Source organism: Prauserella flavalba, assembly GCF_003202235.1.
GTDB lineage: Bacteria > Actinomycetota > Actinomycetes > Mycobacteriales > Pseudonocardiaceae > Prauserella_A > Prauserella_A flavalba.
The window spans coordinates 462,752-486,338 of record NZ_MASU01000002.1 but is presented as its reverse complement, the minus strand read 5'-3'; the positions used below and the strand labels follow the sequence as shown (position 1 = coordinate 486,338).

The 23,587-nt window shown below is 69.4% G+C and carries 21 protein-coding genes; 13 read left to right on the top strand and 8 right to left on the bottom strand.

Annotated elements, in window-relative coordinates; genetic code table 11:
- The first annotated feature begins 18 nt into the window (after positions 1-18).
- The 8 genes from BA062_RS04700 (at position 19) to BA062_RS04665 (ending at position 9,831) form a co-directional block, all read left to right on the top strand.
- The gene (locus BA062_RS04700; RefSeq protein ID WP_110334764.1) at positions 19-1,170 is read left to right on the top strand and encodes an acyl-CoA dehydrogenase family protein; all 1,152 of its coding nucleotides are present in this window, start codon (positions 19-21) and stop codon (positions 1,168-1,170) included.
- Positions 1,167-2,534 carry an MmgE/PrpD family protein gene (locus tag BA062_RS04695; protein ID WP_110334763.1) on the top strand — a complete coding sequence of 456 codons (1,368 nt, stop codon included), beginning with the start codon at positions 1,167-1,169 and terminating at the stop codon, positions 2,532-2,534. The genes BA062_RS04700 and BA062_RS04695 overlap by 4 nt, the downstream gene beginning before the upstream one ends.
- 20 nt (positions 2,535-2,554) lie before the next feature.
- Entirely contained in the window at positions 2,555-4,651 is a 2,097-nt protein-coding gene (locus tag BA062_RS04690; RefSeq protein ID WP_110334762.1) for an acetate--CoA ligase family protein, read from the top strand.
- 26 nt (positions 4,652-4,677) lie between these two features.
- Complete coding sequence (locus tag BA062_RS04685) at positions 4,678-5,769, top strand: ABC transporter ATP-binding protein (protein WP_110334761.1); 1,092 nt, start codon at positions 4,678-4,680, stop codon at positions 5,767-5,769.
- Positions 5,766-7,529 (top strand): ABC transporter permease, encoded by a 1,764-nt coding sequence (locus BA062_RS04680; protein WP_245959674.1) that lies wholly within the window; start codon positions 5,766-5,768, stop codon positions 7,527-7,529. The genes BA062_RS04685 and BA062_RS04680 overlap by 4 nt, the downstream gene beginning before the upstream one ends.
- Positions 7,530-7,564: 35 nt before the next feature.
- On the top strand, positions 7,565-8,707 hold the full coding sequence (locus BA062_RS04675; protein WP_110334760.1) for an ABC transporter substrate-binding protein: 1,143 nt from the start codon (positions 7,565-7,567) through the stop codon (positions 8,705-8,707).
- A gap of 182 nt (positions 8,708-8,889) precedes the next feature.
- Entirely contained in the window at positions 8,890-9,159 is a 270-nt protein-coding gene (locus BA062_RS04670) for a hypothetical protein (protein WP_110334759.1), read from the top strand.
- Positions 9,160-9,231: 72 nt separating this feature from the next.
- On the top strand, positions 9,232-9,831 hold the full coding sequence (locus BA062_RS04665) for an HNH endonuclease family protein (RefSeq protein ID WP_110334758.1): 600 nt from the start codon (positions 9,232-9,234) through the stop codon (positions 9,829-9,831).
- 21 nt (positions 9,832-9,852) lie between these two features.
- Here BA062_RS04665 and BA062_RS04660 read toward each other — a convergent pair whose 3' ends face one another.
- The 7 genes from BA062_RS04660 to BA062_RS04630 are packed head-to-tail and all read right to left on the bottom strand — an operon-like array spanning position 9,853 to position 17,535.
- A complete protein-coding gene (locus BA062_RS04660; protein ID WP_110334757.1) occupies positions 9,853-11,412 on the bottom strand; it encodes an AMP-binding protein in 1,560 nt (519 codons plus the stop codon).
- Positions 11,413-11,420: 8 nt separating this feature from the next.
- Positions 11,421-13,031: an FAD-binding protein gene (locus BA062_RS04655; protein ID WP_110334756.1), complete on the bottom strand. Its 1,611-nt coding sequence runs from the start codon at positions 13,029-13,031 to the stop codon at positions 11,421-11,423.
- A gap of 2 nt (positions 13,032-13,033) precedes the next feature.
- The gene (locus BA062_RS04650) at positions 13,034-13,456 is read right to left on the bottom strand and encodes an organic hydroperoxide resistance protein (protein WP_110335031.1); all 423 of its coding nucleotides are present in this window, start codon (positions 13,454-13,456) and stop codon (positions 13,034-13,036) included.
- Positions 13,457-13,494: 38 nt separating this feature from the next.
- Positions 13,495-14,811, bottom strand: coding sequence for an MFS transporter (locus tag BA062_RS04645; protein WP_110334755.1), 1,317 nt, complete (start codon positions 14,809-14,811; stop codon positions 13,495-13,497).
- A 41-nt stretch (positions 14,812-14,852) separates the two neighbouring features.
- Positions 14,853-15,398 (bottom strand): 3-isopropylmalate dehydratase small subunit, encoded by a 546-nt coding sequence (locus BA062_RS04640; RefSeq protein ID WP_110334754.1) that lies wholly within the window; start codon positions 15,396-15,398, stop codon positions 14,853-14,855.
- The gene (locus BA062_RS04635; RefSeq protein ID WP_210406759.1) at positions 15,395-16,663 is read right to left on the bottom strand and encodes a 3-isopropylmalate dehydratase large subunit; all 1,269 of its coding nucleotides are present in this window, start codon (positions 16,661-16,663) and stop codon (positions 15,395-15,397) included. The genes BA062_RS04640 and BA062_RS04635 overlap by 4 nt, the downstream gene beginning before the upstream one ends.
- 8 nt (positions 16,664-16,671) lie before the next feature.
- Positions 16,672-17,535 (bottom strand): isocitrate lyase/PEP mutase family protein, encoded by an 864-nt coding sequence (locus tag BA062_RS04630; RefSeq protein WP_110334753.1) that lies wholly within the window; start codon positions 17,533-17,535, stop codon positions 16,672-16,674.
- Between the two features lie 134 nt (positions 17,536-17,669).
- On the opposite strand from BA062_RS04630, the gene BA062_RS04625 reads away from it, so the two are divergent.
- The 4 genes from BA062_RS04625 (at position 17,670) to BA062_RS04610 (ending at position 22,701) form a co-directional block, all read left to right on the top strand.
- Positions 17,670-18,461 (top strand): IclR family transcriptional regulator, encoded by a 792-nt coding sequence (locus BA062_RS04625; RefSeq protein ID WP_110334752.1) that lies wholly within the window; start codon positions 17,670-17,672, stop codon positions 18,459-18,461.
- Positions 18,462-18,899: 438 nt separating this feature from the next.
- Complete coding sequence (locus tag BA062_RS39485; RefSeq protein ID WP_146240000.1) at positions 18,900-20,180, top strand: P-loop NTPase family protein; 1,281 nt, start codon at positions 18,900-18,902, stop codon at positions 20,178-20,180.
- A gap of 147 nt (positions 20,181-20,327) precedes the next feature.
- The gene (locus BA062_RS04615) at positions 20,328-21,758 is read left to right on the top strand and encodes a helix-turn-helix domain-containing protein (RefSeq protein ID WP_110335029.1); all 1,431 of its coding nucleotides are present in this window, start codon (positions 20,328-20,330) and stop codon (positions 21,756-21,758) included.
- A gap of 4 nt (positions 21,759-21,762) precedes the next feature.
- Entirely contained in the window at positions 21,763-22,701 is a 939-nt protein-coding gene (locus BA062_RS04610; RefSeq protein WP_110334750.1) for an NAD-dependent epimerase/dehydratase family protein, read from the top strand.
- Positions 22,702-22,798: 97 nt separating this feature from the next.
- Here BA062_RS04610 and BA062_RS04605 read toward each other — a convergent pair whose 3' ends face one another.
- Entirely contained in the window at positions 22,799-23,137 is a 339-nt protein-coding gene (locus BA062_RS04605; protein WP_017986529.1) for a GntR family transcriptional regulator, read from the bottom strand.
- Between the two features lie 121 nt (positions 23,138-23,258).
- Here BA062_RS04605 and BA062_RS39725 point away from each other — a divergent pair, with 121 nt between their 5' ends.
- Entirely contained in the window at positions 23,259-23,576 is a 318-nt protein-coding gene (locus BA062_RS39725) for a hypothetical protein (protein ID WP_168213873.1), read from the top strand.
- The last annotated feature ends 11 nt before the right edge of the window (positions 23,577-23,587 follow it).

Below are 23,587 nucleotides of genomic sequence, written 5' to 3'. Positions count from 1 at the left end.
AGAAGAGAAGTGGAGACCATGGACTTCCAGCTGACCGACGAACAGAAAGCCCTCGTCGACTCCGTCACCAAGCTCGCGGAGCGCGAGTTCGCCGCACAGGCGTTCCAGCGCGACGGCTTCGCGTGGGACAGCTTGAAGACGCTGGCCGCCAACGAGCTCACCGGCCTCACGCTGCCCGTGGAGGTGGGCGGACAGGGTGCCGGCCTGCTCGACGCGGTGCTCGTGATGATGTCGCTGACCAAGGTGTGCCCGCACAGCGCCGACGCCTTCCAGGCCGCCAACTTCGGCGCCATCCGGCAGATCGCGCACTTCGGTTCCGAGCGCGTGCGCACGGAGGTGCTCGCGCCGCTGCTGGCCGGTGACGCGCTGGTGAGCGCGGGCATGAGCGAGCCGGAGGCGGGCACCGCGCTGACCGACCTCACCACGCGCGCCGAGTACGACGGCGGCGACGTGGTGCTCAACGGGCAGAAGTGCTGGAACTCCCACGGCCCCGACATCACGCACTCCGTGGTGTGGTGCCGGTTCGGCCCGCGCAGCCGCGACATCGGCGCCGTGGTGGTGCCCGTGGACGCCCCCGGTTTCTCGCGCGGCAAGGCGGAGACCTACATGTCCGGTGAGCGGCACTGCCAGCTGTACTTCGACAACGCGCGCGTGCCCAAGGAGTACGTGCTCGCCGACTCGGGCGCGATCAAGAAGATGCTCTCGGTGTTCGGCGTCGAGCGCATGGGCAACGCCTCGCGGTCGCTCGCGCTCGCCGAATCGGCCTACGAGCGCGCGATCGAGCACGTCAAGACCCGCAAGGCGTTCGGCCGCACGCTCTCGGAGTTCCAGGGCCTGCAGTGGAAGTTCGCCGACATGAAGGTGCAGCTCGACGCCGCGAAGCTGCTGCTGATGCGCGCCGTGGCGGGAGCGGACACCGGCACCCCCGACCCGACCGAGGCGGCGATCGCGAAGCTGCACTGCAACGAGACGGCGTTCAAGGTCGCCAACGACGCGCTGCAGATGTTCGGCGCGAGCGGCTACTCCACCGAGTTCCCGCTGGAGTACATCGTGCGCCGCACGCGCGGCTGGATGATCGCGGGCGGTTCGGTGGAGGTGCTGCGCAACACGATCTCGCAGAACGTGCTCGGCCAGCGCTTCAGCCAGCGTCCCGTGGAGGCCGCCAAGTGAGCGCGCAGGGACTCACCGCGCACGTCGCGGGCTGGGTGAGCGAGCAGGCTGCCACGCCGCTGTCGCCCGAGGTCGAACACCACGTCAAGCGCCTGATCCTCGACCACCTCGGCGGGGTGATCGCCAGTGCGACCACGCCGGTGTCGAAGGCCGTGGCCGCGCACGCCCGCGAGTCCTACGGCGGGGACGGGGCCACCGGTATCGGTGCGGGCAGGCTGTCGGCGCTCGGCGCCGCGCTGGTCAACGGCACCGCCGCGCACGGGCTGGAGGTGGACGACGGCTACACGCCGGGCAGTGTCCACCCGAGCGCGGTCGCGCTGCCCGCGGTGCTCGCCGCCGCGCAGCAGGCGGGCGCCGACCCAGAGCGGACCCTCGCCGCCTCCGCCATCGCGCTGGAACTGACGTGCCGCCTCGCCGCGGCCGGACACCCCGCGACGTGGCGCAACCACTTCCACAACACGCCGCTCACCGGGGTCGTCGCCTCGGCGGCCGGGGTCGCCGGGCTGCTGGGCCTCGACACCGAGCGGGTGCAGGACGCGCTGGGCATCGCGGGCTCGCACGCGGGCGGGCTGTTCGAGTTCCTCGGCCAGTCGGCCGAGGTCAAGCGGGTCCACCCCGGCAAGGCCGCACGCGACGGCATCGCGAGCGCGCAGCTCGCGGCGGCGGGCGTCACCGGCCCGCACACGGTGCTGGAGGGCACCCACGGCTACTTCGCCGCGTTCGCCCGCGACGAGTGGTCGCCCGAGACCGTCCGCGACGGACTCGGCTCGCGCTGGACGCTGCTCGACACCTACGTCAAGCCGTACCCGAGCTGCCGCCACCTGCACGGTCCGATCGACGCGGCGCTCGCGCTGCGCGAGCGGCACGGCCTCACCGCCGCCGACGTCGAGCAGGCGCACGTCGGCACCTACACCGTGGCCACGCATCACTCGCACACCGAGGTGAACGGCCTGCTCGACGCGCAGATGAGCATCCCCTATGCGGTGGCGGCCGCGCTGGCACGCGGCAAGGTCGCGCTCGCCGAGTTCGGCGACGAGGCCCGCGCCGACGCCGAGATCGGGCGGCTGACCCGCGCGGTCGCCGTCGAGGTGGACCAGGCCGCGCAGGACGTCTACCCGAAGGCCCGCCCCGCCACGCTCACGCTCACACTGCGGGACGGCCGCACGGTGGCCGAGACCGTCGAGCAGCCCTACGGGGAGCCGTCGAACCCGATGAGCGACGAGTCGCTGGCGGGCAAGTTCCACGCGCTCGTGGACCCCATCCTCGGGGAGGCCGCGGCCGCCGAGCTGATCGACGCCGTGTGGGCCCTCGACGGCCTCGGCTTCCTCGACCGCGCCGACGAGCTGCTCCGCCGAGCCAGCTGAGAGGAAACGGAAACAGAACGATGGTTGCTGACAACCAGTCCAGCTTCGCCGAGAGCCTGCTGCGTCCGCGCAGTGTCGCGGTGGTCGGCGCGTCCGGCGACCCTGCGAAGACCACGTCGCGGCCGCAGCGGTTCCTGCGCCAGGCCGGGTTCGCCGGTGCGGTGTACCTGGTGAACCCCGCCCGCGAGGAGGTGCTCGGCGAGCGCTGCTACCCGAGCCTGTCCGCGTTGCCCGAGGTGCCCGACCACGTCTTCGTGCTCACCAACGCCGAGCCCGCGATCGAGACGGTGCGGGAATGCGCCGCGCTGGGCGTTCCGGTGGCGACGATCCTCGCGAGCGGGTTCGGTGAGGAGGGCCCCGAGGGGCACGAGCGGCAGGAACGGCTGCGCGAGGCGGCCCGCGCGGGCGGTGTGCGGCTGATCGGCCCGAGCAGCCTCGGCGTGGTCAACCCGCGTAACCACCTGCTGCTCACCGCCAACGCCGCGTTCGATGAGGAGCTGCTGCAGGGCGACCTGTTCGTCGCCTCGCAGTCGGGCTCGATGATCGGCGCGCTGGTGAGCAGGGGCAAGGCACGCGGCATCGGCTTCGCGGGGCTCGTCTCGGTGGGCGGCGAGGCCGACGTCTCGATCGGCGCGCTGTGCGAGGCGACCGTCGACGACCCTGGCATCGGCGCCTACGCGCTGTTCATGGAGTCGTTGCAGCACACCGACGAGCTCGCGTCGTTCGCGCACGCCGCGCATCGGGCGGGCAAGCCGGTGGTGGTCTACAAGCTGGGCCGCTCGGAGGAGGCCGCGCAGCTCTCGGTGTCGCACACCGGCGCGCTCGCGGGTGAGGACAGCGAGTCGGACGCGTTCTTCCGCGCGTGCGGCTTCGCCCGCGTCGACCACCTCGAGGCCCTCATCGAGGCGCCGTCGCTGCTGCGCAAGCTGGCGCCCGCCGAGGGTGAGAAGCCCGCCCGTGTCGGGGTGATCACCACGACCGGCGGCGGCGCGGCGATCATGGTCGACCAGCTCGCCACGCGTGGCGTGCAGGTCGTGGCGCCGAGCGAGCAGGTGCTGGAGCGCTTCGCGGAGGCCAAGGCCCCGGTCGCGCCGAACCTCATCGCCGACCTCACCCTCGCGGGCGCCAAGCACGAGGTGGTGCGCTCGGCGATCGAGATCATGCAGGACAGCGGCGAGTTCGACCTCGTGTGCTTCGTGATCGGCTCCTCGGCCCGCAACAACCCCGAGCTAGCTGTCAAGGCGATCGCCGAGTGCGCGAACGGCAAGACGCCGCTCGTCGCGTTCGCGCTGCCCGACGCGCTCACCACGCTGCGGTTGCTCGACGAGGCCGGGGTCGCGGCGTTCCGCACGCCGGAGGCGTGTGCCGACGCCATCGCCACCGCGTTCGGCAGATCCGTGCCGACCGTGCGCGCGGGCGTCCCGCTCGGCACGCCCCCGCCCGCGTCGTCGCGCGTGCTGGACGAGGCGGAGTCGGCGGAGCTGCTGGCGGCGCAGGGTGTCGCGAGGGTTCCGTCCGTGGTGCTCGGCACCGCCGACGTCGCCGGGGAGTTCACGCTGCCGTTCGAGTACCCGGTGGTGGTCAAGGCCCTGTCGGAGAAGCTGCCGCACAAGACCGAAGCCGGTGCCGTCGTGCTGGACGTCGCCGACGCCGCCGGCGTGCGCGAGGCGGTGGCGCGGATCAAGGCCAACGTCGCCGCCTACGACTCCTCGATCGGGATCGACCGCGTGCTCGTGCAGCGGATGGCCGCGAAGGGTGTCGCCGAGGCCCTCGTCGGCTACCGCGTCAGCCCCTCGGCGGGCCCGCTCGTGGTGCTCGCCGCGGGCGGCATCTACGCCGAGCTGTACTCCGACTCCACCGTGCGGCTCGCACCGGTGGATCCGGCCACCGCGCGCGGCATGATCGCCGACGTGCGTGGCCTCGGCACGCTCGCCGGCTTCCGTGGATCCGAGGCCGGTGACGTCGACGCGCTCGTCGACACGATCGTCGCCGTGTCGAACCTCGCCGTCGACCGGCCCGACGTCGTCGAGGCGGAGGTGAACCCGCTCTCCGTCGGCGCCGCCGGAGAGGGTGCCACCGCGCTCGACGCGCTCGTGCGGGTCGCCGGCCAACCCTGATCCCCAGCCCAAGGAAGGAGACCGTCATGCAGGTGACGATCACCAATCTCAGCCTTGCCTACGGCGGTTTCACCGCCGTGAAAGGGCTCGACCTGACCATCGCCGACGGCGAGTCGATCGTCCTGCTCGGACAGTCCGGCTGCGGCAAGACCAGCACGATGCGCTGCATCGCGGGGCTGGAGGAGCCCACCGGCGGCCGGATCTCGATCGGTGACACCGTGGTGTTCGACCACGAGACCGGCCGCTCGGTGCCGTCGTTCCGGCGCAACGTCGGCATGGTGTTCCAGTCCTACGCCGTGTGGCCGCACAAGACCGTGCTGGAGAACGTGACCTTCCCGCTGCGGATGAAGAAGGTCAAGCGCGGCGCGGCCAGGGACAAGGCGATGGAGGTGCTCGGGCTCGTCGGGCTCGACCACCTCGCCGAGCGCGGCGCGAGCCAGCTCTCCGGCGGGCAGATGCAGCGGGTGGCGCTGGCCAGGAGCATGGCGATGGAGCCGAGCGTGCTGCTGCTCGACGAGCCACTGTCCAACCTGGACGCCCGGCTGCGTGAGGACCTGCGCGTGGAGCTGAGGCACATCCAGCAGGAACGGGGCCTGACGAGCATGTACGTCACGCACGACCAGCAGGAGGCCCTCGCACTGGCCGACCGCATCGCGATCATGCAGGGCGGGCGCATCACCCAGCTCGGCACTCCCGAGGAGGTCTACGCGACCCCGGCGAGCGCGTCGATCGCGAAGTTCATGGGCGTCACCAACGTGTTCGCCGTCGGCGGCGCCTCGGGCAACCGCGTGACGCTCGCCGACCACGCGCTGGAACTCCTCACGGCCTCGGCGGCTCCGGCCGGGGCGGCGAGCGTCGCCGTCCGCCCCGAGGACGTCGTCGTGCGAGGCGAAGGCTCCGGCCTTCCGGGAACCGTCGAGGTGTGCGTCTACCAGGGTTCTTCGGTGCGCTACCAGGTGAGGCTCGACGACGGTCCCCTGCTCGACGCCGTGTGCCCCGCCGGTCCCGGCGCGCTGGCACGGGGCGAGCGCGCGAGCGTCGAGATCGCGCCCGAGGCCGTGCTGGTGCTGCCCGACGAGGTCGAGGCCGCACCGGTGCCGGAGGAGGCCGCGGCATGACGACCATGCAGAGCACCCGCGTGAAGGCCCGTCCCTCGGCGCCGTCACCGGCCCCGGCCTCGCGTCGCCGGTGGCGCAGGCCGAAGGGCCTCGGCAGCCTGCCGTTGCTGCTGGTGGTGGGCTTCCTGATCCTCGTCCCGGCGGGGTTCGTGCTGCTCGCCGCGTTCAGCGTCGACATCCCCCGCCCCGGCAGCATCAACTTCGACCTGACGCTCAAGCACCTGGCCGTGTTCACCGAGCCGGGCGTGCTGAAGGCGACGCTGAACTCGCTGATCATCGGTGTCTCGGCGACGCTGCTGGCGCTGCTGATCGGCGGCTTCCTGGCGTTCGTGACGGCGCGGACCAACATCCCGATGCGCGGCTTCGTGTTCCTGATCGGGCTGATGCCGCTGTTCCTGCCGTCCTACGTCGGCGCGCTGGCGTGGTCGATCCTCGGCAGCCCCGTGGCCGGGCTGCTCAACATCGGCATGCGCGACCTCGGCATCGACTTCACCGTGAACATCTACAGCATGGGCGGCGTCGTGCTCGTGATGGGCATGTTCTACGCGCCGTACGCCTTCCTGCTCATGCACAGCTCGATGTCGCTGATGAACCCCGACCTCGAGGACGCGGCGGGCGTGCACGGCGGGTCGACGTGGCAGATGCTGCGCAGCGTCACGTTCCCGCTGGCACTGCCCGCGATCCTGGGCTCCGCGCTGCTGGTGTTCACCCACATCTTCGAGAACTTCCCCGTCTCGCAGGTGCTGGCGACACCGGGCCAGATCGACACATTGCCGACGTTCATCTACCGCCTCATGAACGCCTCGCCCTCGCGCGGCAACGAGGCCGCGGTGATGGCCGTGGTGCTCGTGCTCGTAGTGCTGCTGGTGACGCTCGGCCAGCGCCGCATTCTGGCCCGCCGCTCCTACACCACGGTGTCGGGCAAGGGCCTCAAGGCGCGGCGCATCTCGCTCGGCCGCTGGCGGTGGCCGCTGTTCGCGGTCGCGCTCGTGTACCTGCTGCTGTCGATCGTGCTGCCGCTCGCGGCGCTGGTGCTGACGGCCGTGCGGACGTCGCCGTACATGCAGTCGTTCAACGACCTCTCGGCGCCGGGCGCGATCGACTTCGGTTCCTTCGGCCGGGTCTTGCAGTCGGACCTGTTCCTCGACTCGGCGGGCAACAGCGTGCTCGTGGCCGTGGTGTCCGCCGCACTCGGCACCGTGCTCGCGTTCCTCGTCGGCTACACCGTGTATCGCACCAAGGCCAAGGCCCGCGGTGCGCTGGAAGGCGTGTCGATGGTGCCGCTCGCGATCCCCGCGATCGTGCTCGGCATGGGTCTGCTGTGGACGTGGCTCGTGATGCCGGTGCCGCTGTACGGGACGCTGGCGGTGCTGATGATCGCGTTCATCGCGGTGCAGATGCCGCAGGGCCTGCGCGGCATCGCGTCGTCGATCCAGTCCACGGAACGGGACCTGGAGGACAACGCCGTGCTGCACGGCGCGAGGCGGTCCCGCGCGGTGCTCTCGATCACCGTGCCGCTCATGCGGGTGGGCATCGCGTCGACGTTCCTCATGTTGCTCATGCTCTCCATGCGGGAGCTGACCGTTCCACTGTTCCTGTACACATCGGACACTCACATCCTTTCGATCACCATCTTCGACCAGTTCGAGAACGGTGGAGCGCTGCAGCAAGCGGCGGCGATGAGTGTCATCTACTGCCTGATCATGTTCGTGCTCTCCTACCTGCCCCGCCGCCTCGGCTCGGGCGGAATGACCCCCTGACCAACGCACTCAGGACGACAAAGGAGTTGAATCCGATGCGGAGAAAACTGACCCTCGGCCTCGCCACGACGGCCTTACTGGTGCTGACCACCGCGTGCGGTGGCGGCGGCTCTGGCGAGTCCCCCGCGAGCGACGCGGCACGCAACGAGGTGCTGCCGATGCCCGCCAAGATCGACACCTCCAACGGTCTCGTGATCGACGGCGAGCGGATCGCCGACAAGCAGCTCTTCGAGGCCGCGAAGAAGGACAAGGTGGTGCTGTACTCGGGCTCCGGCAAGGAGAGCGAGGACCTCACGATCGCGCGGTTCAAGGCCGAGACGGGCATCGACATCGAGCTCACCCGGATGCCGACGAACAAGCTCTCGGAGCGGGTGCTCAGCGAGCACGGCGCGAACCAGCTCGGCGCGGGCGTCGTGCGGGTCACCGACCCGCTGGTGGCGGAGGAGTTCGCCAAACGGGGCGTGTACGTGAACTACCAGCCGCCGTCGATCGGCGAGCTCGCGAAGGGCGACAATGTCGTCTTCAACGACGGCCAGTACCTCACCGCCTACTACTCGGCCTACGCCTTCGGCTACAACTCGGCGGCCGTGCAGGGCAAGGACGTGCCGAAGAAGTGGGCCGACCTGCTCGACCCGAAGTGGAAGGGCAAGCTGGGCGTGGTGCACGCGGGCGCGGGCGGCACGGTGACGGCGCTCGCCGCCTTCCAGCTCGACGCGTTCGGCGAGGACTACGTCAAGGCACTCGGTGCCCAGCAGCCCCGCATCTTCGACACCACGTCGGTGCAGCTGGAGGCGCTGGCGAGGGGCGAGATCACGGTCGCGACGCTGGGCTTCAACAGCACGTACGGCGCCGAGGTGGCAGGTGCGCCGGTGAAGCTGGTGGTGCCCGAGGACGGCATCTCGGGCTCGTTCAACCTGATGGGCCTCACGCCGGCAGGTGAGAAGAGCCCGGCGGCGAAGCTGTTCATCAACTGGACGATGTCGAAGGCGGGCCAGAAGTTCGCGGCGGCACAGGGCTTCGTGCCCGCCCGCCCCGGACTGGAACCGACACCGACAGGTGAGTACCAGCTGCCCCCCGCCGATTCGGAGCAGTTCCACCTCTTCACGCCGGAAGACGCCAAGGAGCGTTCGGCGAGCACCGTGCAGACCTGGAACCAGGCGTTCCACTTCACGGGCTGAGTTCCCGGCCGGGGTGCGGGCGTGCGGCCCGCGCCCCGGCCGTGCTACGGAAAGTGTCGTTCGCTCACCCGGGTGCCTGCCACCCGGGTGACTCCCTTGCTCTTGACCAGGGGAATCGTCCATGGTGATGCGAACGGTTTTCACCACCGGTCAAGCGTGACCGACCGATGGAGGTCTCAGGTATGAGCGGACGGGACGTACTCGTACGGACCTCCTCCTTCGAATCGTGGTCGGTCCCTCCGGAAGAAGACTCGACCGAGTACGGGGTCTTCTCACTGCAAAGCGGCTGCCTGGTGGTCGGCATCTACGAACACGAGGAGGCCCTGGCGGCCGCCGCCGAATGGCGCGCGCGGGGCGAGGTGACGGCGTACGCGGCGGAACTGTGCCCGGAACACGAAGCCCACCCGCGCGAAGACTGTGCCCTCTTCGCCCGCTTCGACGCGATCGCCTGACCGCATCCGATGTGACGTTCTCCTCCTCTGTCGTTGCCACGGATACGGACGGCGACCAGAGATGATCACGGGGTGAAGATCCGCGCCCTCGTCCTCGCCCTTGCAGCCGCGTTCACGCTCACCGCGTGCGAACTACCCGAAGCCCCGGCCGAAACGCCCGCTCCGCAGGGAGAGCTCCCGCAGCTGCGGGAGGCACCGGAGGACACGGGCGCCCGCTACGACCGCGACGACTGGCCGCACTGGGACTACCTCGGCGACGGCTGCGACGTGCGGGACCAGATCCTGCAGGACCAGGGCCGTTCCATCCGCGTCGGCGACAACTGCAAGGTGACCGGCGAGTGGACGAGCGTCTACGACGGCGAGATCGTGACCGACGCCGGCGACCTGGACATCGACCACATCGTCCCGCTGGCGGAAGTGGCCCGCTCCGGTTCCCGCGACTGGACGGAAGCCGAGCGCGAGGCGTACGCCAACGACCCGGAGGTACTGGTGGCGGTGACGGCCAGCAGCAACCGGCAGAAGGGCGACCAGGACCCGGCGACGTGGCTCCCGGAACAGGACCGCTGCGGCTATGTGACCCGCTGGGTCCAGGCGAAGGCCAAGTACGACCTGACGGCCGACCAGGCGGAGCTGGAAGCGATCAACGCGGTGCTCAGGCACTGCCCGAGGTGACGGGTCAGCGGGGGCCCACGCTCACGACTCGCGGAGCTTGTTGCGCAGGATCTTCCCGGACGCCGACTTGGGAATCGCGGCGACGAACTCCACGGCGCGGACGCGTTTGTGGGGCGCCACCCGTTCGGCCACGAAGGTCATGACCGCCTCCGCGGTGACGGTGCTCCCCCTGCGGCGCGCGACGAACGCCTTGGGCACCTCCTCCCCGTCGGCGTCACGGGCCCCGACCACGGCCGCGTCGTCCAGGTCCGGATGGCCGAGCAGCACGTCCTCGAGCTCGGCGGGCGCGACCTGGTAGCCCTTGTACTTGATCAGCTCCTTGATCCGGTCGACGATCTTGAGCTCACCGTGCGGGCCGAGCGTCGCGACGTCTCCGGTGTGCAGGTAGCCGTCCTCGTCGAGCGCGGAGGCCGTAGCCGAGGGGTTGTTCAGGTACCCGGACATGACGTTCGGTCCCCGCACCCACAGCTCGCCCCGCTCGCCAGGCTGCGCGTCGTCACCGGTCACTGGGTCGACGAGCCGGAACTCGATGCCGGGCAGGGCGAACCCGCAGCTCGCCGGGTCGATGTCGAGGCGGTCCTCGGGCGCCGCGTGCGATACGGGCGACATCTCCGTCATCCCGTAGCCCTGCATGACCGCGCACCCCAGCCGCTCCGCCAGCGTGGCACTCAACCCGCGGTCCAGCGGGGCCGCACCGGAGAAGACCATCTCCAGGCTGCCCACGTCGTACCGGTCCACCAGCGGTTCCTTGGCGAGTGCGCGCACGACCGGCGGTGCCACGTACAGCTTGCGCACGCGGTGCTCCTCCACCAGGCGGAGCAGCTCGGCCAGGTCGAACCGCGCCATCGTGACCAGTGGTGCGCGGGTGTACAGGCTGTGGTTCATCAGCACGGTCATGCCGTAGATGTGGAACAGCGGCAGCACGGCCAGCTGCGTGCTTCCGCGCGTCAGCGGCACCATCCGGTCGAACTGCAGGACGTTCGAGACGACGTTGCGGTGGGTGAGCACCACGCCCTTGGCCTGGCCCGTGGTACCCGACGAGTACGGCAGCACGGCGGGGTCGTCCGGCCCGACGGACGGTACGGGTGCGGGGCCGGATTCCGTCGCCAGCTCGGCAAGGCAGCCGTGGCCTTCGACCGGCTCCAGGGTGAACACGGCCTCCTGCGCGATCCCGGCCTTCTCCGCGGCCGCCGCCACCAGCTCCCGCTGCGCGGCCGCCGCGATGGCGAAACGGGTGCCCGAGTCGTGGAGCTGATGGGCGAGCTCGGCGGTCGTGTACGTGGGGTTCGCGGACGTGACGACGCCACCCGCGCGCAGCACGGCGTGAAACGCCGTCACCCAGTCCGGCGAGTTCGGGCCCACCAGACCGACGACGTCGCCGGTGCGCAGTCCGTGGCGGCGCAAGCCCGCCGCCACGCGCCCGACGCGCTGGTGCAGCTCGCCGAAGGTCGTCACCGCGCCCGTGCGGCCGTCGACGAGCGCGGTCGCATCGGCATGCTCACCAGGACCGTCGCCGAACAGCAACGTGGTCAGGGAAACGTCGGGGACGGTGACAGCTGGATACGGGCTGCGAATCGGCATCGGCGTCCTCACTCGTGGGTGCCGCGTACCCGGTCACAGGCGTGGCCGGCCGCGCGGTAGGCGTACGTGTAGTTCCGGGCGTTCGCCAGTCCGGTGACGTAGCCACGCAGTTCCCGGGTGGCTGCCGCGTTTCCCGTGGCGTACAGACCGTGGATCGGCGTGCCGTCCCGGCGCAGCACGCGGGCGTCGCGGTCGATCCAGAGACCGAGCGTGCCCATGCCGAACCCGACCACGGTCAGCTCCAGTGCGTAGAACGGTGGGGTGCGCAGGGCGCCGAGGCACGCGTTGGGCTCGTGGGCGGCATCGCCGTAGGTCCGCAGCACGAACGGCAGCGCACCCCTCCCGAACTCCCGGTCCTCACCACGGTCGGCGCACTCGTTGAACGCGTTGACGGTCCGTTCCAGCCCGTCGGGGTCGATGCCCGTGAGCGCGGCCAGTTCGGCGACGCTGTCCGCCCTCGGGATCGAGTCCGGCCATTCCTGCCCCGCCGCGTAGGGCCCGAGTGGGTACCGCTTCCGGTACTCGTCGTCGACGAGGAACCAGCACGGCATGTTCTCCCAGCGGCGGCGACGACCGTCGAACCGGCGCAGGGCACCGATCAGGGCCCCGTAGTAGCTCTCGTCGCCGAACCGTCGCCCATCCCGGTTGACGATCATCGAGTGCGGCAGGCCGAGATGGGCGAGCAACGGCCGGACGAGCGGGACGTCGGTGCCGGGGTGGAGCTCACCGGGGAACCCGTAGCCGACGCTGAAGAACGGGTCGGCCCCTCGGACCAGGCCCGCTCCCGCCTGCTCCGCGAGCGCCGCCGAGTCGCCCTCGACGACCGGAGGGGCGCATTCCACCAGCTCGGGCACGTCCTCCAGCTCGGCCGCGTGCGCGGTCCAGCCGTAGCCGCCCGCCGCGATCAGCACGCCACCACGCGTCCTGACGGCGACGCGGCCGCCGGGCCCGGCGAGCACCGCGCCGACCACCGCGCCGTCCTCGCACAGCAGTTCCACCACCCGGTGCTCGAGCAGGCATTCGACACCGCGTCGCACGAGCGTCTCCCTGACGAAGCCGCCCGCGAGCCCCACTCCGTGCGTCAGGCGGTCCTCGCCGCGCCCCGCACCGTCCGATGTGGCTGGTCCGGTGTACTGCTCGGCCCGGGTGACGCCGATGTCGTAGTACGGCCCGGGACGCAGATACGGCCGCCAGGCGCCCAGCTCCGCGCCGTCGAGCACGCACTCCAGCAGCCTGCCTTCGCCCGTGGATCCGGGCGCTGGGTGGTACAGATCGGGAGCGTCCGGGATCACCCGCAGCGGTACACCGGCGTCGGCGAACCACGCCGTCGCCTCGACCGCGTCCAGCAGGTACTCACGGCGTGCGGCGCGGTCGACCGGGCGCTCTCCCTGCACGTGGTCCAGATAGGACTCGACGGCCTCGATGGGGTCGGCGGCGGAGGCGAGCGGACCGCCGCCGACCCAGACGAACCCGCCGCTGTAGGCGGCGACACCACCGACCAGCGACGACCGTTCGGCCACGAGCACCTCGGCGCCGAGGTCGTGAGCCCGCAGCGCCCCGGCGAGACCACCCAGACCGCCGCCGACGCAGAGGAGGTCGACCTCCCGGACGCCTGACATCGTCAGGAGCCCCTCACGTCGATACTCACGTTGATGTTGCCTCGGGTGGCGCGGCTGTACGGGCACGTCTTCTCAGCCTCGGCGAGCAGCGGCCGCACCTGGCCGACGGAGTCCGCGGGCACCGTGACGACGATATCGACCGCGAGCTCGAAACCACCGTCGTCGGCACGACGCAGGTCCACGTGCGACGTGGCGGACAACTCGGGCAGTTTCGTGCGGGCCCGGCGAGCCACGGCGCCGAGCGCGCTGAGGTAGCAGGCCGCGAAACCGGCGGCGAAGAGCTGCTCCGGATTCGTTCCGGCGCCGTCGCCGCCGAGAGCGGCGGGCGGCGCGAGTGTCACGTCGAGCTTTCCGTCGTCACTGCGTGCCGTGCCGCCCCGGCCGTGCGTGACGCTCACCGACGCGGTGTACAGGGAATCGGACAAGGTGTTCTCCTCGAGTCGTGTCGCGGTGGCCGTCTCGGTCACACCGGCAGGCGCTTCCTGCCGGTCTCGCGGAACGTCAGCACCGTCACGATGCCGACGATCGCGACACCCATGACCCAGAAGGCGGGCGCCATCGGCTCGCCGGTGCTCTCCACCAGCTGAGCGGCGATGTACGGGGCCGACCCGCCGGCGATGATGGTGCCGATGTTGAAGCCGAGCGCGACACCGGTGTAGCGCATTCGCCGCGGGAACAGCTCGGTGAACTGGGGGAACGCCGGCACCTGGGCGAGGCCGTTGAACGACATGTAGACGATGTAGACGAGCACCACGACGAGGATGCTCGACGTCCCGCCGAGGATCGCGAACGCGGGCCACGCGATCAGCAGGTACCCGATGTACGCGGTGAGCAGCACGGGACGGCGCCCGAACCGGTCGGCGAGCGCACCGGCCAGCGGGAACGTCACGCAGGCGAGCGCGATGCCGATGGCGGATGCCCAGTAGACGGCCTGTTTGTCGAACCCCTGATCGATGAGGTAGACGTTGAAGTACGTCAGTCCGATGTAGCCACTGCCGTTCATGGCGATCGCGATGCCGACGACCCGCGCGACGCTTCCTGGCCGCTCCTTGATGACCTGGAGCAGCGGGCTGCGCACGATCTCGCGCTTGTTGGCCATCTCAGCGAACTCGTCGGTGTCCTCGAGCCGCACCCGCACCCACAGGCAGAGCAGCGCGAGCGGGAGCGAGATGAGGAACGGGATGCGCCAGCCCCACGACATCATCTGCTCGGTCGTCGTCAGGCTGCTCACGAGGCCGACCACGGCCGCGGACACGGAGAAGCCGAGGGTCGAGCCGAGCGCGGTGACGGAGCCGTAGAAACCACGGCGTTTGGTCGGCGCCGACTCGGCCACGTAGGTCGCCGCACCACCGATCTCACCGCCCGCGGAGAACCCCTGGGCCAGGCGGAGCAGCACCAGCAGGATCGGCGCGGCGATGCCGATGGAGGCGTAGGTCGGCAACAGACCCAGCAGGCCACAGCAGATACCCATGGCGACGACCGTCACCACGAGCGCGCTGCGGCGCCCGCGGCGGTCGCCGAGGCGACCGAAGAACCAGCCACCGATGGGCCGCATGACATAGCCGGACCCGAACACGGCCAGCGCGACGAGCACGGAGACCGCGGGCTCGCCGCTGGGGAAGAACAGCGGACCGATCGTCACCGCGAGGAACGCGTACACGCTGAAGTCGTAGTACTCGATCAGGGTGCCGACCCCACCGGCCAGCGCGGCGCGTTTGGCCGTGGCAGGTGAGGGCACAGCGGGGCTTTCGGTCGACGGGTGTGAGGTCGTCTCGGACATGGTGCTCCTGGGTCCGTCGTCGTTGACTGGGCGGAGGGATATCAGGATCGGTCGGCTGGTTGACGTGCGTGCTCGGCGAGCAGAAGCTTCAGCGAGCCGCCCGCCTCGATGACGCGGCGAACCCGGTCGCTGGGTGGGGTGCCCCGCAACTCGGTGCCGTCGTCGAGGCGCACGGTGGCGGCGCGCCAGTCCACCGCCACGTTGTCCCCCTTGGCCACGCCGGTGCTGATGCCGGGCACGGTCAGCAACGGCATTCCGTTGTACGTCTCCCCCCGCCAGAAGCCCGGGGAGAACGATTCGGCCAGCACCGCCGCGATGCCGAGGTCCCGCAGCGCCACCATCGGCGGGTAATGCGGATGGCCGTAGCCGAAGTTGCGGCCACCGACGATCACGTCACCGGGCCTGACCCGATCGGCGAACGTCGGGTCGTACTGCCGCATCACCTTGCCGCGCAGGAAATCCGCGTCGTAGGACTTGATGTTCTCGACACCGATGACGAGGTCGATGTCGAAGTCGTCACCGAAGATCCAGGCCACGCGGCCGCGGATCACGTCGGGCGGTGGTGGGTAGTCGCGGAGTGCGCTCACGACCGGGCCACCCCCTCCGCTGACGAGATCGTTCCGGCGACGGCACTGGCCGCGACCGTGTACGCCGACCCCATGTAGATGTTCGCCTCGGTGCTGCCCATCCGGCCCGAGATGTTCAGCACGCCGGTGGAGATGCAGTTCTCGCCCGGCTGCAACGGCTTCTGGTAACCGAAGCAGAAGTCGCAGCTGGAGCGTGCGATCTGCGCACCGGCAGCGCGCAGCACGTCGAGCAGCCCTTCGTCCTCCGCCTGCTGGTGCACCGAGTCGGAGGTCGGCACGACGTTGAGCTCGACGCCGGGAGCGACCTTGCGGCCGTCCAGGATGAGCGCGGCGGCGCGGATGTCCTCGATGCGGCCGCTGGCGCAGGAACCGATGAAGGCCTTGGTGACCGGGGTGCCCGCCAGCTCGTCGACCCCCCGGGTGTTGTCCGACCGTGCCGATCCGGGCAGCACGACCCGGGGGCGCAGCTCGGAAAGGTCGATGGTGTGCACTGCGGCGTAGTCGGCGCCCTCGTCCGGCAGCTGCGGCGTGAACTCGGTTCTGGCAACCCGGCTCGCGTAGGCCAGTGCCGCCTCGTCGGGTTCGAAGACCGCGGACACGGCGCCGGTGAACATGGCCATGCCACAGAGGCCCTGCCTGCGGTCGATCGACATGCCGCGCGCACCGGGGCCCGCGAACTCCATGACCTGGTGCGCACAGCCGTCGGCACCGTACTCACCGATGATGTGGTGCACCAGATCGCGGCTGTCCACGCCGTCGGCCAGCTCACCGACCAGCTCGAACCGCGTCGTCGCCGGGACGTCGAGGTAGATCTGCCCGGACACCCACGCCTCCAGGAGATCCCGGCGCACGCCCCAGCCGAGCGCGCCGAACGCGCCGGCGCCCGAGATGTGGCCGTCGAAGTGGATCAGGAAGTTGCCGGGCAGCGCGTACCCCAGTTCGGCCATCACCTGGTGGCCGATGCCGCGGGCTTCGTGCAGTTCGATGCCGTAGAACTCGCACCAGTCCCGCGTGACCTGGTGGACCTGGCGTTCCTGCTCCGTGCCCTTCGTGAGCATGTGGTCGATGAACACGACGTACCGGTGAGGCTCGGCGAGCGTCCGGATGCCGAAGTCGTCGTGCATCTGCTTGAACATCACGTCGGTGTAGCCAGGGAAGTCGTAGGCGATCATGTAGTCGGGACGCACGGGCAGGTTGTCGCCTGCCTTGACGACGTCGACACCGGCGGCCCTGGCCAGGATCTTCTCGGCGATCGTGCTCGGCATGGCGCTCCTCACACCGGCTCCGCGGCGGGCAGGTACGCCTGCTGGAGCCGCTCGATCTCGGGCATGCCGATGAGGCCGAGGAAGTCGTGGTGCGCGGTCGCGTCCGCGCTGACGTCGGCCGGGTTCTCGCCGGAGGCGAGCCGGCGCAGGCAGTCACCCGCGGCACGCGTGACCGCCATCAGCACCTGTGTCGGCAACAATGCGATGCGGACACCGATCTGGCCCATCACCTCGGGAGTGAACTCGCGTTCGGTCCACGCCGACGCGGTGAGGGTGGCCATCAGCGGAACACCGGTGACCTCGTGACAGCGCCGCCACTCTTCGACGGTGCTGAACGTCTTCGTCACCGGCATGATCAGGTCCGCGCCCGCCTCGACGTACGCCTCGGCACGGCGGAGCGCCTCGTCGCCCGCGGCGTCCGTCCTGGCGATGACGAGCATGCCCGAGTCCCTGGCCGCCTCGACCACGGCGCGGATCTTGCCGGTCGCCTCGGGCACGTCGAGCAGTTCGGGTGCGGCGCCGGGGATCAGTGGGCATCGCTTGGGCGAACGCTGGTCCTCCATGAACACGGCGGACACTCCGGCGCCGGCGAACAGACGCGCCGTGCGGTGTGCGTTGACGGCGTTGCCGTAGCCCGTGTCGATGTCGGCGATGAGGGGCAGCCCGCTCGCTTCGCGAATCGTCCGCACGGCCTGCAGATTCTCCGACATCGAGTAGAGCTCGGTGTCCGGATAGCCCAGCGCCGCCGAGATCGCGAAGCCCGACGCGCACAGCGCGGGAAAGCCCGCCTGTTCGGCCAGGCGGGCGGTCAGACCGTCCCAGACACCCGGCGCGTAGACGAGTCGGTCGCTGATCAACTCGCGCAAATCCACTGATCACTCCCTTGTGTATCGTAATGCGATACGCGTTCCGAAACTTTGCGGGAAGGACACCGAGCATGTCAAGGAACCGGTCCGAACTCATCGCTAACCTGAGTCCAGCAAGCACGCGGCAGGTGAGGTGAGCGGTGGCGCAAGAAGCACTTCAGGACGGCTCCGCGGGGCGCGAGACCGTCACCTCGGTGCTCCGCGCGTGCCAGCTGCTCGGCCACTTCAGCGCCGACCGGCCGGTCATCACCCTGGCCGAGCTGACGGCGACCACCGGACTCAACAAGCCCACGGTGCACCGGCTCATGAGCTCGTTCGTCGAGGCCGGCTGGGTGCACCGGGACCACACGGGCGCGTACCGGATCCGGATGCCCGTGTTCACCATCGGCGCCGCGGCGCTCTCCGGATTCGACCTGCGCACCGAGGCCAGGCCTGAACTCGAGGCGCTGGCGCAGCGGTTCGGCGACACCGCGTTCCTGATGGTGCCCTCCGACGCAGGCGCCGTGTGCATCGACCGGGTCGAGGGCGGGAAACCGATGGCTCTGGCCGCCATCAGCGTCGGTTCGGTCCTGCCCTTCCACGCGGCCGCCGCACCGGTCGTCATGGCCGCGTTCGATCCGGAGATCCGCCGCCGGGTCCTGAAGGGGCGGCTCGAAGCGTTCACCGAGGAAACGCACATCGACCCGGCAGCGCTCGAAAGTCACCTGGAGCGGGTACGCACCGAGGGGATCTCCCGCAGCCACGACGACTACCTGCGTGGCGTGTCCGCGGTCGCGGCGCCCGTCCTCGGCAGGCACGGGTCTCTCACGGGAACGATCAGCCTCGGAGGACACAGCGAGGATTTCGCGGGCGCCGAAGGCGAGGCCCGAGCGGAAGCCGTGCGGGCCGCGGCGGACCGGCTGAGCACCACGGTCCGCGCCTCGCGTCTGTGAGGGGCCGCCCCCTGGCCCACGCACGAAAACGCCCCGAGACCTGATCGAACAGGTCACCGGGGCGTATCGGTAGGTGTGGCGGGTGAGGGATTCGAACCCCCGAAGGCAGTGCCGTCTGATTTACAGAGCGGCGAGCAAACCGGGTCTGACCTGGACCTTTACCTTCTGAGCGGCACCACTAGGGGAGCATTTGGGGCGTGCGCACCGAGCCGGAACGCATGGAAGCGCTCCGTCAGCGCACCAGTACCTCCCAGCAGAAGTTGAGCAGCCCGCCGTAACACTGGGTCATCGTCCGCAGACATTACGGCTAGCGCAGGGACGCATCGGACCCACGGGGACGCAAGAGAGGGGAGAACGGCGGCGCTCGAAGCGCCAGACACTGGGAAGCTGTTGCCACTCATCTACCGAGGGGCGATGACGCAGGGATGGGAGCCACACTTGGCTGATAAGACCGTTGATCAGAGGATTGTCTACCTGACAAAAAACGTGTTCGTCGCCGGACGAACACCGCTCGTCACGTATAATCCGAGAGACGAACGCCAACAGGAATCCGAGGTTGGAAGCTACCTCTCCCAAGGCGGAAAGGCCCTCTCTGTATCCGGCCCAACGAAATCGGGTAAGACTGTCCTTATCGAGAAGCAGCTTCCGACACACGACGCGATTTGGTTACAGGGTTCTGACATCAAGAGTGTTGACGAATTCTGGGAGAGAATCGTCGACTGGTATGGCCTGTATGATCAAGTTGAGGTCAGCACCCAGAACGCTGACCAAACCAGCACTGGCGTCTCTGGGTCTATCGGCGTCCCGAAAGTCGCGTCAGTTACGGCAAACGTCGGCGACAGCAGCACGGCAACCTCAACGGTCAAACTTGCAAGAAAGCGCGCATACGCCGCAGTCGCGCGGCAAGGTCTCGAAACCCTACCGGTTCCTATAGTTCTGGATGACTTCCACTACATCGACCGAGCAGCTCAACTTGAGGTTGCACGAGCCGTCAAGAGCATCATCACCATCACGCATGTGGTCCTCGTCGCAGTTCCGCACGAAGCCTTTGAAGTGGTCCGACGGGAACCAGACATGAGCGGCCGCGTCTGGAATCTCAGAATCGAACCGTGGACTAAAGACGAGTTGATCTTCATCGCAAAAAAGGGCTTCGAGGCCCTCAACGTTGCAGACCCTGAGGACGTGGTTGCGACAAAACTTGCCGAGCACTCCTATGGCGCCCCCTTCCTCATGCAGCAACTGTGCCACGACGTTTGCACGGCAAGCGGAATCCTTGAAACCAAGAACGACCCGCAATCGATATCTGGACCAATTGGTGGCTGGGAAGCATTCTTTCGGCGTATCGCAAACAGGATAACGCCCCCCGTTTTCGATCGTCTACTTGCGGGACCGAAGAGTCGCGGACAGGAACGCATAGATCGTCCGTTCAAAGATGGATTCACAACCGACATTTACGGCGCCGTCTTGCGGGCTATCGCGATGACCGGACCTAAGACGATCTTGACATATCAAGAGATCACCAGGCGGTTGGATGCGGAACTGAAGGAAGATGTTCCTAGCGCACAACAGGTGTCCAACACTCTCCGCCACATGTCTACGATCGCCGAGGCAGAAAGAGGCGCAGGTGACCCAGCCGTGGCATACAAAGATGATCGGTTTTATGTGCTGGATCCGTTCCTGGCGTTCTACCTTCGCTGGGGCGATGCACTGAAGGTCTAGGAAGCAGCAACCGGAGCTTCTCGGCACTTCACGCCCTTCCTGCCCAAACAGTGCTCGAAGCTGCGACAATTGAGCCGGGAATGTGTGACGAGCCGCGAAAGGAAGCGCGCCTTGACCGACACCGCCGACACCGGAAGGTGGCTACACGTGGCGCAGGCTGTTGCCGCTCCCCCAGATGGCTCCGACGCTGGAGAGGTCATCCGCTGGTACCGGCAGCACCACAACCTCACTCAGCAGGAAGCCGCTGACCTGCTCAACACCACGCAGTCCTGGGTGTCGAAGGTCGAGAAAGGCAAGCTCGTGCCTGGCCTCGCCGAGCTGCGGTCGATCGCGGCCAAGCTGCACATCCCGCCGGAACGCCTCGGCATCCTGCCCGACCACTCCGCGGACGCCATCCCCAAGCCGGGGCAGGTCAGCGACGCCGGCGCGCCGCACGAGAGCCAGGAGCACTGGAAGCTCGTGCGGCGTGAGCTGAACGCCAACCGCGCCCGGCTCGGCGACCTCGCGTCCGAGCTGTACCCGCAGGCCCACTGCATCCCCGGCACCACCGTCCTGACCCAGCCGAACTGGCTGCCCTCCGAGCCAGTCGAGCTGTCCGATATCGAGCTGTACTGGCTCGCCGAGGCCCTGCCCAAGCCCGCCATCACCCGGGGCATCGAGCAGACCGAGAGCGTCCGGCCGCTGGCCGCGGACGGCGACCGCTTCCGGCTCTACTCGCGCGCCCTGCGCGACCTCGCCCGGCCGAAGCTGCTGGACAACCGCGTCAGCTACCGCCTCGCCGAGGTCGACTGGACCGGCGACAAGGGCCGCCTCGGGTTCAGCTACACCACCTACTTCGACGTCCTGGACGTCTGCGAGGCCGCGGCGCACGAGTTCGCCGACGCCTGGCTCCGCGCCGGCCGGAAGCGGCCCAGCCTCGCTCACCTGCCGCTGCGCCGCCACATCGTCGACCCGTTCGACCTGCTCGCCCGGCCGATGCTGCCCAGTATCAACACCCTGACCATCCGGCGGGACCCGATCGACGGGCACCGGATGTTCCTGCACCGCCGCGACGCCAAGGCCACCGCGGTCGCCGGCGGCATGTTCCACGTCATCCCCGCCGGGGTGTTCCAGCCCGCCGCGCTCGCGCCCGCGCACCAGGCCAACGACTTCTCCCTGTGGCGCAACATCCAGCGCGAGTACTCCGAAGAGTTCCTCGGCAACCCCGAGCACGACGGCAACGCCCTTGACCCCATCGACTACGAGCACGACGAGCCGTTCCGCTCGTTCGCCGCTGCTCGAGCGGCCGGTGACTTCCGTGTCTTCACCTGCGCCGTGGTGCTCGAACCGCTGACGCTGTGGGTGGAGCTGCTGACTGTCGCCGTGATTGAGGCGCCGGTGTTCGATCAGCTCTTCGCCGGCATGGTCGAGGTTAACGAGGAGGGCGCCGCCGTCAGCACCGAGGCGGGCCGGCCGACTGTGGGCATCCCCTTCAACTCGGAGTCTCGCGAGCGGCTGAAGTCCGAACCGCTCTCACCGATCTCGCGCGCCTGCATCGAGCTGGCCTGGCAGCACCGGAACACCCTCCTGGCAAGCTGAGCACGTGCGCGTTCTCGTCACCGGCGCTGCCGGGTACCTCGGACACGCCGTCGTCGCTGCCCTCGCCGAGCGGGGGCACGACCCGGTGGCGTTCGTGCGCGACGCCGCCAAGGCCCCACGTCAAGCAGCGGCAACGGCAGTCGGGGACGTCGAAGACCCGGCCAGCCTCCGCGAAGCGGTCCGCGACGTCGAAGGCGTGTGCCACCTCGCGGCCCGCGCTCGGGTCCGCGAGTCCCTGGCCGATCCCCTGCCCTACTGGCGTACCAACGTCAACGGCACGCTCAACCTGCTCGGAGCCCTCACGGACCGGGACGCGCCGGCCAGCCTCGTGCTCGCGTCGACGGCGGCCGTCTACGGCACCCCGACCGTCCAGCCCATCAGCGAAGACGCGCCGATCGCGCCGACGAACCCGTACGGAGCGACCAAAGCCGCGGCTGACCTCGCGGCCGCGAACGTCGCGGCAACCGGCCGGCTCGGGGCGATCAGCCTGCGCGCGTTCAACATCGCCGGTGCCGTCGACGGCCACCCGGACCGCGACTTCACCCGCCTGATCCCCAAGGTGCTCGCCGTCCAGGCCGGACTCGCCGAGGAGCTGGGCGTCAACGGCGACGGATCAGCCGTCCGCGACTTCGTGCACGTCGCCGACATGGCACACGCCTTCGTCCTCGCCATCGAGGCGTGCACCCCTGGCGAGTGGCGCGCCTACAACGTCGGCAGCGGCCGCGAGACGTCCATCAACGACGTTCTCGCGGCCGCCGAGCAGATCACCGGCCGTCCGGTCCGGATCAAGCGGAACCCGCCCGCGAACGAGCCGCGCGTGCTGCTCGCGGACAGCCGGCGCATCCGTGAGGAGCTGGGCTGGCAAGCCCCGAACTCGGATTTGTCGCAGATTCTTTCGGACGGCTGGAAGTCTCTGACCAGCGCGTATGCCGCCCCGGAATAGTCCTTTCCGGAATAGCGCGGACGCGACTGCGCATCGCCTACCAGCGCGGCCGTTCCTGCGGTGTTCTTAGGTCATGACAGCGAACACGAACACCGGGTCAGCGCGACTGGCGCTCCTTCTCCAAGGCCTCGACTCGCTCCCGGAGGTCCGCGACCTCGGCTCGGAGGGCTTCCAGGGCGTCGGCGTTAGAGGCAACCTCGTCCGGCAGAGCACGGACGAAGGTGCCGCGGCCCGTGGAGGACTCCAGAACGCCCGCGTGCTGAAGCTCCCGGATCGCGCCGTGCACCGTCAGCTCGGCGACGCCGTAGTCCGCGGCGAGCGCCCGAAGCGACGGAATCTTCTCCCCCACGTTGAACTCCCCCGCGCGGATGCGTCGGGCGAGGTCGTCCCTGATCTGAGTGCTTAGCGGCTGAGCGCCGTGCTGATCGATAGGCACTGACCGAGGGTACCTCGGAACCAACATCACCCTAAAGCACCACATGTGCGACCTTGACGGGCCCGAGCACCATGTAGTGCACTAAGGCACGTTAAGGCATTGAACCCGGAAGGGAGACCCGATGAGGTCCGCACACATCAGCCGTCGGCAGGCCGAGGCCCGGTTCGACGGTCTGGACATCGACTACGACGAGGTGTTCGCGGTGCAGGCGCAGGCTGCCTGCGCGGCGGATGCCGACGAGTTGGCCGGCGCGTTGGACCTGCTCGACGAGATCGACGCCGAGTTGGAGGCCGCCGCGCTCGCGGCGCTGGTTCGGGTGCCGCGGTTCACCGATCCGCGCCGGGCGGGGCGGGAGTTGCGCCGGGCGGAGGCGACCGTGCTGCGGTCGCTGCCGGCCCGGCTGGACGTGGCCGACCTGATCGAGGGGGAGGCCGCCTGATGGACGCCTTC